The following is a 9,870-nucleotide window of genomic DNA, read 5'->3' as shown; positions in this document are numbered from 1 at the left end:
CCCTCAACAGTGCTGGAGCGAGCGGCGTAGCAGCGGTCATCGATGTTCCGGTAGGGTCGGGTTGCTCACACCAACCTGATTCGAAGGAACCACCGATGACCGACGACATGATGAACCTGCGCACGCTCGTGGAGAAGACCGATGCCGATATCTTGCGCGAGATGATCGGCTTTGCCGCTGAGCGGCTGATGGAGTTGGAGGTGGGCGCCGCCACCGGCGCCGCCTATGGCGAGAAGAGCCCGTTGCGCGCGGCCCAGCGCAACGGCTACCGCGACAGAGACTGGGAGACGCGGGCCGGCACCGTCGAGTTACGCATCCCCAGGCTCAGGAAGGGCTCCTACTTTCCGGGGCAGGCCCTTCACCGGCCTGCCGCACGCTCGGATTGAGGCCAAGATAGGCGACAAGCCTCTGTGGATCGCTGAAGCGACGAATGTCGCCGATCGCCGCGGCAACGCTTGCGGCCAAGGTGACGTCGAGGCCGGGCAACGTCATTAGACGGCGGATTGTCGGATCCTGGAGGGGCATGCACGGCGATATCCGCCTCGACTACCGTCAACGCCTCGTTGACCTGGTTAATCAAGCCGAGGTGGCGTTCGATGGCGGCGCGCTCATCCGCAGGCAATATTTGCCTCATCAGGCATTTGCGCCCACTGATCGGACGAGGTTCCCATGCTGACACGGCAGGATCAGATGGGCGTGCAGGATTGACTGGATCAGGTTCTTCAGCCGCGAACGCTGGCGAACCAGCTGTGTCCGCCTGGTGACCTGTCTTCGGAGCGCAAGGGTCGCTGATCCGGAATCCAGATCTCCGGCAGAAAGCGCGAGGCGTAGAGCCTCGCAAGGACAGTGGCATCGATCTTGTCGGTCTTCACCTTCGCGTGCGCGATCATGTTCACCTGATTGATTGGCGATCACGATCCGATCCACGTAGGGCGACAGTACTTCAGCGACGGCCGCGGCATTGCCGGTCGCCTCGATCACCACAATGATCATCATGGGTGAGCTCCTTTTCCTGGCGAACTCTTCAAGCTTGTTGCGCAGCATTTGGACGCGGCCGAGTTTGACGATCTCGCCGTCAAGCAACGACACGACCTCGCGGCCACGCGGTGTATGTCCATGCCTACAATGCGTACGGTTCCCTCCATCGTTGGACACAGACAGGGAGCCAGCCGGGCAACACGACAAATACGGATCCGCGCTCGCAGCGCATCCGGGCGAATCGTAGGGGCGGCTAGATAACGTACTCGAACTCTCAGTTCATCTGCATACGGCGGCCTGCCCGCACTTGCGTGCTCCCGGTGCCCCGTTGCCCGGATGCGCCAAGCCTACCCGACCTGGCGACCGAACAAACCCTGGCACCAAGAGCAACGTGCTGGATAATGGCGTCATCGAGAGCTTCAACGGCCGACTGCGCGATGAACTGCTCAACGAGACGCTGTTTGTCTCGCTGGCTCAGGCGCGCGTAGCCATCGCCCTGTGGCGCGCCGACTACAACACCGCGCGGCCCCACTCCCAAATCGCCTGGCAGGCACCCGGCCGAGTTCGCCACCCCTTCAATCCACGACGGTCGCTCGCGCTGCGCTATGCCAAAGGCTCCGCGCCAGCGCCCGTCGCTTCACCCGCCCAGCAGGCACAACCCACGCCCGAACCGAACTAAAAACTGGATAAAAACGGGGGCAACGTCACTACGGACGCTGCAATGTGCGCCTTCTAACGCATTGTATATTTCATCGGCGGGCACATTTTGCTGCGCCGTTTTCCAGCTCGAATGTTATCAATCCAGACGGCATCCACTGGTAGCCTGGGCGTCCTTATAAAGGACGGGCCTGCTTCAGTGAGGCGAGAAACCTATGATGCTCTTGCCGTTAGCCCAACCGCTCAAACAACCTTCACTGAGAGGAACCTACATGACGTTGATTAAATGTGGCTTGGTCCAACTGAGCCTTAAGAAGACGGGCGACGCGGAGATCCCCACGATCAGGGATGCAATGCTTGATGCCTACGAGGCCTATGTCGAACGTGCCGCGGCTCAAGGCGTCCAGATCATCTGCTTTCCAGAGTTGTTCAACCAGTACTATTTTGGTTTTGGCCACGAAGAGAAATGGTTTGCCGCCGCCGAGAGGATCCCGGACGGCCCGACTGTCAGGCGCTGCTGCGATTGGGCGAAGCGATATGGCATTGTAATCGTGGCTCCCATTTATGAGGAGGAGGCACCAGGAGTCTATTATAACACAGCAGCTGTAGTCGACGCGGATGGCTCATACCTCGGCAAGTACCGTAAAATGCACATTCCGGACGGCGGCCCGTGCCGAGAAAAGCTGTACTTCAAACCCGGCAACCTTGGCTTCCCGGTATTTCAAACGGCGGTCGGCCGGATTGGTGTGGTTATCTGCAACGATCGACATTTTCCGGAGGGCTTCCGTGCGCTCGCGCTCGGCGGCGCCGAGGTCGTCTTCGTCCCGACGTCGACGGGGCCAGCGGCCCGCCCTACTTGGGAACTGGAGCTTAAAGCGGCCGCGTTCGCTAATGGCATCTTTGTCGCCGCACCCAACCGCGTTGGAGATGAGAACTCTCTGATGGGGAAGTACTTCGGAAATAGCTTGTTCGCCTCGCCATGGGGCGAGACGATTGCGCAGGGCGGAGACGGGGAGGAACTGGTCGTAGCCGACTTGGACACTAAGTTAATTCGCGAGCAAAGGATCGCTTGGGGTTTCTTCCACAACCGGCGCCCGGATGCTTATCCAACTGGACCTCATGTAAGGGCGATCCGAGTGATGAAATAGAGCGAACAGGACGACTTATAGGGTTTCTCAAACAGTCCTGCAAGCAAGCTGCATAGCCGTCACGGCACATCTTGACCTGACAACTTCATGGGGTCGCGGTTGGGTTCATGAGATCATCAATGATGCATTTGCGCTCAAGCAACGTCTTCGATGAGCATATTGAGTACCTCAACAGTGCGCGTCCCAGAGCAACTTGGCTGTCGTCGAACAAGCTTCTACGACAGCCGCTTTCGTAAAATCCGCATGTCACCTTATGCACTTCCGTCCGTCGACCAAAGCCCCGACCCCCGGCACGCTCGTCAGATTGCGCACCTGCGCATCGCGCCGCCAGGCCGACAAGACGCCTCTCGATCGTCTTGAACTCACCCGCAGCAGGCCACTGGTTCGAAACCCGCTGCTCAAACGTCTCATCATGACACCCTGGAGCAGATTGGGGAGGCTCTAGCCGGTGCTTTTACGGTGCCTAGCGAAGCGCAAGCGAACCGCGATGGTGCTGTTTTGGAGCTAATCGATTTTATGTTTTCGTACCGCCACGGCGCGGCGTCAGCATCTTGAAAATGCTGCCTGAATTGTCCAGACATGCGCCCGTGTCAGGCGGCCCGGGCAGCCCGCCTCAGGGAGGGAACATGGTCTTTCGATTGAAGGAGCGCCTCGGCCGAAAATTTGAAGAGGAAGTGCAATTCTTCAAATGCTGGCAAAAGGACAAGAAAGGTGTCGGCGCCCTCATGCCGACGTCGGTTCATGCGGCACGGCGCATGGCAAGCGTGGTCAGGCCAGCAACAGGACTGCCGGTGCTTGAGCTTGGCGCTGGAACAGGCGTCATCACCAGGGCAATCCTTGAAACGGGCATCAAGCCGCAGCAGCTTGTTTCGGTGGAATATTCGAAAGACTTCTATCACCGCCTGAGGCGGCAGTTTCCCGATGTCGATGTTCGGCTGGGCGACGCTTTTGCGCTGGACGAGGTGCTTGCGGAGCGGAAAGCCGAACAGTTCGACTGTGTCATCAGCGCGGTGCCGCTGCTGAGCTTTCCGATGGAGCGCCGCATCGCCCTGATCGAGGATTTGTTGGCCCGCATTCCTATTGGAGCGCCCGTCATGCAGATCACCTACGGGCCTTTGTCGCCGGTGATCAAGATGCCTGACCGCTACATTGTTTCCCACTATGATTTCGTCGTTCGCAACATTCCGCCCGCACAACTTTGGACGTACCGCCGGGCCGTCGGACGCCGCATGGCCGCTTTGGCTGCTTCTTCGCGCGATCGCGCTCAAGCAGGCCCGTAGGCAAGAGGTTGGAGCCTTTTGCAGATGCGGCGAAATCGGTCTCGCCGAGAGTGGAACGAGAGGGCTCGGCCCCTTGAATGGTCACAGTCCTGACAGCACATTTTGCGCGGATGCCAGGTCGGATGCTCGCGCGAGTGAGAGTTCATAAAGTTGGGAGGAACCGAATGAACGCGGATGATTTCGATAGCCCAATTTTCGTCAAGCGTGCTGCCTACATCGTCCAAGAGATTGCGAACGTTGCGGACGCCGTCGATTTCCTCAATGACTGGCCCGAGGAGCAAAAGAATCCCGCCCACCAGGCGGCCCTTGAGGCGTGCTGTGATGCATATGATGGGCGTAAACCCATAAGCGCTGCACGCCAGGCTTTTCTCAACTTCGCCAAGCACGTTGCGATTTTGGAAGATCCCATGTCGGCCATGCAGTGGATCGCCGCGTGCAAAAAGCTGCGGGCTTAAGGTTTCGCCGGGGTGGGTAAGCATGCCCTCCCTGGAGGGCGAGCTGGAGGAGCGGTGGGCAGGGTTCACACACCCACCCCGGGATGTGTTTCCGGCGCTTTGAGATGGCGCATAGCGCCGGCTTGCAAAAGCGGCTTGTTCGATTGACACGCGGGCTGCGATAATGCGGCGAGCGACGTAGTGAATGGCTTCAGGCGCTTTGAGGGAGGTCTGCCATGCCGCACCATAGTTTTGCACGTCCGGAACAACTGGAAATGCTCAGCAAGGCGCTCGCGGAGCTCGGCGGCCATTTCCCGCCGGACAGCCCCGAACGCGAGGCCTTGGCCGCGAAGATCATGACGCTCTTCGAAGGCGGAACCGACACGCTCGAAGAGATCAAGAAGGCGCTGAACGACCGCGATGCCATTCCATGACCACCTGGGCTCTTGTCTGATCCCAAAGGGTGAAAGCGGCTGGGCCCTAGGCGCAGCCCGTTCTCGTTTTTGCCGCGGATCGAGCCGGTTGAGCCTGTCAGCCCGCGACCGTTTGACAAGCCGCCCCTCAGCGCGGTAGCACAATCCAAAGCTGAGATCGCAGGGCAGAACTGACCGCACCCACCGGGGTTGCGCGACCCCGACCAGCTTACACCCAATTGGCGCCATTACGCACATCGGCATGGCGATCTCTCCTGTGTCGAGAGCGCGAGAACGAACTTGGTTGTGACGCAGCTGAGCGCCAAAGGCCCGGCTGTCAGCAGGTGAGGGAGGTTGAGAACGTCATGCGCCCTGAAAATTCCCCGCTCTTTGCGGCGACCACTTTGATCCCTCTCAACAACTCGGTCTTTCGTTCGATCTGGACAGCCACGCAGATTTCCAGCCTTGGCTGGCTCATCCAGAGCGTGGCGATCAGCTGGCTCATGGCCACCATTCCAGCCTCCGATCTGATGGTTGCGCTGGTGCAGGCAGCCTCGACGCTGCCCGCCTTCTTTCTGTCGATCCTTGCCGGGGCGATTGCCGACAGTCTCAGCCGCCGCGGGGTGATGCTTGCCGGACACTGCCTGATCGCGCTGGCGTCCACCACGCTGGCTCTCTCTGTCGCGCTGGGTTTCGTCAGTCCCTGGTTGATTCTGGGCTTGAGTTTCCTGGCCGGGTGCGGCTTTGCCTTGAATGATCCGGCCTGGCATGCCTCCGTGGGCGACATCCTGGAAAAGCGGGAGATACCCGCTGCCGTGACGCTGATGTCGGTCGGCTACAACGTTGTTCGAAGCATAGGGCCGGCGCTAGGCGGCATAATCTTGGCTTTGCTGGGACCTTTGGCCGCTTTCGCCTTGGCGGCGCTGAGTGATCTCGTCCCATTGAGCGCTGTCTTGCGCTCCAAATGGCACGTGCGGTCTTCGCCTTTTCCGCGCGAACGGATGATGACGGCTATCCGCGATGGAATGCGCTTCACGGCGATCTCGTCGGAGATTCGGTTCGCGATCGCGCGTGCAACCCTGTTTGGACTGGCGAGCATCTCGATCCTCGCTCTGCTCCCGCTGCTCGTGCGTGATCAACTGGCAGGCGGCCCACTCGTTTACGGCGTCCTGCTGGCCGGTTTCGGCGCCGGCGCCTTCATCGCCGGACTGGGCAATGGCTATTTGAGACGCATCGCCACGCAAGAGAAATTGCTCACGCTCGCATCCGTTGCCTGCGCGGCATGCTGTTTTTTGCTCGCCCTCACGTCATCCGTTGCTGTGGCGGCGATCGCGCTTGCCATCGGTGGCGCAGGCTGGGTTGTCACCTGGACGGGAACCGACGTATGCGTGCAGTTGGCAAGCCCAAGGTGGGTCGTCGGTCGCACTTTGTCGATTTATTATGCCTTGACCTATGGCGGCATGGCGGCCGGCAGCTGGATCTGGGGTGTTTTGGCTCAGAACCATTCCCTGACATGGGCATTCGAAGGCGCTGCAGTGGCACTTTTGCTGGTTGCGGCAGCGGGAAAAGTGCTGCCCATCGAGCTTTGGGAAGAATCGGATCAGGGAGCCGCCGACTTCATTCCACCCGAATTGGCACTCACTCTAAGACCAAGGAGCGGTCCAATCGTGGTCAAGATCGAGTATCTGATCCCGGAAGCGAACATCTCGGCATTTCTGCGCTGCATGCGCGAAAGGCGGCGCGTTCAGAGCCGTGCCGGCGCGCGCAATTGGACGCTGCAGCGAAATCTTCAGAAGCCCGCGCTGTGGACTGAGACGTTCCGCACCCCGACATGGACCGATTATCTTCGCCTAAACCATCGGCTCACCGTGGCTGACAGGGAGCTCGACGAGCGCCTCGCCGCCCTGCAGGCCGGTGAGGCTCCTCCTCATGTCGCGCTCTCGATCGAGCGGTCGACAAGTCCGGCATCCGGCAGCGAGGTCCAGCCCGTGCCTTTTGTGTCGCGTCCCTGAAGGTCGTTGAGAGAGAGTGCGCGGGGCGATCGCGCAATTAGAATCCGAATATGCGAGTGACGCGGACGGCATGCAGACGGGGGAAGGTGCAGAAGGCAGGGGTTTATCGTTCCGGTACCGACACGCCTCCGCGCGCGGCAGCAAAAGGTCGTCGATACAACGTGCTGTATGCAGGCGGGCAAAAGGGCAAGCGGTTCATTTCTTTCCTAAGACCTTCGTTTGCACAAATCTGCGGCAGGGGCGATCGCACCTGCAGCCCGATGCGCGACTTAGGGTGGGTCGTCACGGCTGGAGTAACTGCTGTTACGGATTTTCGAGGGTTGCTGAAAAACTTTACGTCAAAACAGGCGTTTTGTGCATCTTCTGTCGTATTTTCGAAGCGCATGTCCGCGTAAAGTGAATGAGCTCACAACGCTTCAAGGCGGCTCAGACCGTCACGCTCACAACGGCCATTTCCAGAGGGATGACCATCATCATCGACCCGGCGCGCGGGAGGTTCGGCCGGTTGAAAGAGGGGCGATGGCAAATGTCGCGATCAGAAGAGCGACGGCACGATCAGCGCACGGCAAGTTCACGGATCGTCGGCCAGAAATGGAGGGCCGGCGTCGCACTCGAGGCACCCTCACGAGTTGTTCGCGGGCCCGGAGGCTTCGCCATCTGCTGTCCTCAGGGCGAAGCGCGCGGCAGTTGAGCCTTTGGCCATTGGTGCGCCAGTATGGATTGCCGGCTCGGTTCCGCCTTTGCGGCTTTTCGTCTCTCGATAAACCAGCAGGGCCATGACCGCTTCCGCGCTGCCTGGGACGGCGTTCCTTGGCAGGCCATGATCGAGCTCCACGAGCTTGATTTCATCCAGTTCCGACAAGTGGTCTTTGATCGCGTCGCGAGCTTCGCCACCAACTCAACTGCGACGACCTGCATTTCCAATCCTTTTGTAAAAACCCGTCTTCGTAAGGGCCGAACCCAAGCAAGGATGGGCTGTTTCACTCAGAGCCGTGAAGGCGGTGCTTTGACAAAGATCTGCTGCAATGGGCCCGCTGATGCCGCCCCGTGAGCATGGACCAACTCAGTCGGTCTGACGCAGCGCAAGAGCCTCAGGAGACAGCTGTTCACTATTTTCTCTACTGTTCACATCAAAGTACTTTCCGCTGGCTGGAAGTCACGTTAAGAAAGCCAAGCTCGCATTCCCTGTGCACGCCACTCAGAATCGGATCCTAGCTGCGACGATGGGCTTAAGCTCCTTGTTGCACAGAGATTGATCATCATGAATTCGACCGAACAAAACGCGTCCCCAGGCTTGCTGGCGCCGCTGAAGGACCCGACCTTTCGTTCCATCTTTCTGGCGTCCCAGCTCTCGAGCCTGGGCTGGCTGATGCAAACGGTGGCGCTCGGCTGGCTTATGGCCACGGTTTCCAGCTCGGACGTTTTGGTTGCGCTGGTCCAGGCCTCATCGACTTTGCCGGCCTTCTTTCTGGCGGTCTTCGTTGGGGCAATTGCTGACAACTATAGCCGCCGCGTGGTCATGATCGTCGGTCGCAGCCTCATGATGGCTGCCTCCGCAATGCTGACGATCCTGATGGCCTTTGGCATTCACGATCCATGGATGATTCTCGCGTTCAGCTTTCTCGACGGTTGCGGCATCGCGCTCAGCGACCCGGCCTGGCGAGCCTCGATCGGCGATATCCTGGAGCGCCGGCAACTGCCGGCGGCGATTACGCTGCTCAATGTCGGATTCAACACCGTGCGCAGTGTCGGGCCCGCGCTCGGCGGCATAATCGTGGCGGCGTTCGGGCCGCTTGTCACCTTCGCGCTCACCACGCTCGGCTTTGTTGCCCCTCTTACCGCCTTGTGGCGCAACAAGTGGAAGGTCCAAAGCTCATCGCTGCCGCGTGAAGCGCTGATGACGGCGATCTATGATGGCCTGCGCTTCACCGCGATATCCTCGGAAATCAAGTCGACAATCGTGCGCGGCACCCTGTTTGGATTCGCAAGCACCTCGACATTGGCGCTGCTTCCGCTGATTGCCCGCGACATTTTGAAGGGTGGCCCGGTCGGCTATGGCATCATGATGGGCGGCTTCGGCGCCGGCGCACTGGCGGCCGGGCTCATGAACCCGAGACTGAGGCAAACGCTAACGCAGGAACGGCTGGTGGTCCTTGCCTGCCTGGCATGTGCTCTGTGCGAGATCTCGCTTGCGCTGACGTCCTCGCTTGCCATCGCGACGGTCTGTCTTGCGCTCGGCGGGGCAGGGTGGGTAACGGCATGGTCCGGACTTGGCGTCAACGTGCAACTGGCAAGCCCGCGCTGGATCGTCGGACGCACGATCTCAATCTACAGCGCCTTCACCTATGGCGGTATCGCCGGCGGCAGCTGGTTTTGGGGCGCGATCGTTCAGAACTACTCGCTTCCATCGGCAATGGCATGGTCCGCGGTCGCCACGCTGGGCGTCGCCGCGCTCGGGTTCAAGCTGCCGATCAGCAATCGTTCCGAGTCGGAGCTCGAGCCTGCCGGCGCCTTTTGCGCACCCGCGATCGCGCTTGATCTGAAGCCAAGGAGCGGCCCGATCCTTGTCACAACCGAATACACGGTCGTCGAGGAAGACTTGAATCAGTTTCTGCAGATCATGCAGAAGCGCCGCTATGCCCAAAGCCGCGTCGGCGCCCGACAATGGACACTCACGCGCGATGTTCAGGAGCCATCACGATGGGTCGAGTCGTTTCGCACCCCAACCTGGACCGACTATCATCGGCTCCACCATCGCCTGTCGGAGGCCGACAGAGAACTGGGCAATGCACTTCTGGAACTTACGGCAACGACAAATCCGCCGAGAACGAACATCCTGGTCGAGCGTCCTGCCGGAGCGGCGCGCAAGTCGTATTTTCCGATGGCCTATCTGTCGCACAAATGAGGTGCGGTTGAGCACGCTTCATTGCCTCGCCAATCCCTGTGGC

Annotated in this window: 8 protein-coding genes and 2 pseudogenes; 8 read left to right on the top strand and 2 right to left on the bottom strand. The window is 60.0% G+C overall.

Annotated elements, in window-relative coordinates:
* Positions 1-95: 95 nt before the first annotated feature.
* Positions 96-347, top strand: a pseudogene (locus EOA29_RS14310) (transposase); the annotation flags it as partial.
* Positions 348-633: 286 nt separating this feature from the next.
* On the opposite strand, the gene EOA29_RS14300 reads toward EOA29_RS14310, so the two are convergent.
* Positions 634-1,083 (bottom strand): hypothetical protein, encoded by a 450-nt coding sequence (locus tag EOA29_RS14300; protein ID WP_127221051.1) that lies wholly within the window; start codon positions 1,081-1,083, stop codon positions 634-636.
* Between the two features lie 289 nt (positions 1,084-1,372).
* Here EOA29_RS14300 and EOA29_RS14295 point away from each other — a divergent pair.
* The 6 genes and pseudogenes from EOA29_RS14295 to EOA29_RS14270 all read left to right on the top strand — a co-directional run.
* A pseudogene (locus EOA29_RS14295) lies at positions 1,373-1,657 on the top strand (transposase); the annotation flags it as partial.
* Positions 1,658-1,907: 250 nt separating this feature from the next.
* Positions 1,908-2,783 carry a nitrilase-related carbon-nitrogen hydrolase gene (locus EOA29_RS14290; protein WP_127221050.1) on the top strand — a complete coding sequence of 292 codons (876 nt, stop codon included), beginning with the start codon at positions 1,908-1,910 and terminating at the stop codon, positions 2,781-2,783.
* Between the two features lie 626 nt (positions 2,784-3,409).
* Positions 3,410-4,063: a phospholipid N-methyltransferase PmtA gene (pmtA, locus tag EOA29_RS14285; protein ID WP_127221053.1), complete on the top strand. Its 654-nt coding sequence runs from the start codon at positions 3,410-3,412 to the stop codon at positions 4,061-4,063.
* 164 nt (positions 4,064-4,227) lie between these two features.
* Positions 4,228-4,518 (top strand): DUF982 domain-containing protein, encoded by a 291-nt coding sequence (locus EOA29_RS14280; protein WP_127221049.1) that lies wholly within the window; start codon positions 4,228-4,230, stop codon positions 4,516-4,518.
* 215 nt (positions 4,519-4,733) lie between these two features.
* Complete coding sequence (locus EOA29_RS14275) at positions 4,734-4,931, top strand: hypothetical protein (RefSeq protein ID WP_127221048.1); 198 nt, start codon at positions 4,734-4,736, stop codon at positions 4,929-4,931.
* 344 nt (positions 4,932-5,275) lie between these two features.
* On the top strand, positions 5,276-6,922 hold the full coding sequence (locus EOA29_RS14270; RefSeq protein WP_127221047.1) for an MFS transporter: 1,647 nt from the start codon (positions 5,276-5,278) through the stop codon (positions 6,920-6,922).
* 622 nt (positions 6,923-7,544) lie between these two features.
* On the opposite strand, the gene EOA29_RS42230 is transcribed toward EOA29_RS14270, so the two are convergent.
* The gene (locus tag EOA29_RS42230; protein ID WP_210213146.1) at positions 7,545-7,784 is read right to left on the bottom strand and encodes a hypothetical protein; all 240 of its coding nucleotides are present in this window, start codon (positions 7,782-7,784) and stop codon (positions 7,545-7,547) included.
* A gap of 399 nt (positions 7,785-8,183) precedes the next feature.
* Between EOA29_RS42230 and EOA29_RS14260 the strand changes: the two genes are divergently transcribed.
* Positions 8,184-9,827, top strand: a complete 1,644-nt coding sequence (locus EOA29_RS14260; RefSeq protein WP_127221045.1) for an MFS transporter — start codon at positions 8,184-8,186, stop codon at positions 9,825-9,827.
* Positions 9,828-9,870 lie beyond the last annotated feature (43 nt).

Source organism: Mesorhizobium sp. M1E.F.Ca.ET.063.01.1.1, assembly GCF_003998155.1.
Taxonomy (GTDB): domain Bacteria; phylum Pseudomonadota; class Alphaproteobacteria; order Rhizobiales; family Rhizobiaceae; genus Mesorhizobium.
This window is presented reverse-complemented; position numbering and strand designations above follow the sequence as displayed.

Coding starts and splice junctions, on each gene's coding strand:
- EOA29_RS14290 (WP_127221050.1), top strand. CDS start 1,908: ATGACGTTGATTAAATGTGGCTTGGTCCAACTGAGCCTTAAGAAGACG.
- pmtA (WP_127221053.1), top strand. CDS start 3,410: ATGGTCTTTCGATTGAAGGAGCGCCTCGGCCGAAAATTTGAAGAGGAA.
- EOA29_RS14280 (WP_127221049.1), top strand. CDS start 4,228: ATGAACGCGGATGATTTCGATAGCCCAATTTTCGTCAAGCGTGCTGCC.
- EOA29_RS14275 (WP_127221048.1), top strand. CDS start 4,734: ATGCCGCACCATAGTTTTGCACGTCCGGAACAACTGGAAATGCTCAGC.
- EOA29_RS14270 (WP_127221047.1), top strand. CDS start 5,276: ATGCGCCCTGAAAATTCCCCGCTCTTTGCGGCGACCACTTTGATCCCT.
- EOA29_RS14260 (WP_127221045.1), top strand. CDS start 8,184: ATGAATTCGACCGAACAAAACGCGTCCCCAGGCTTGCTGGCGCCGCTG.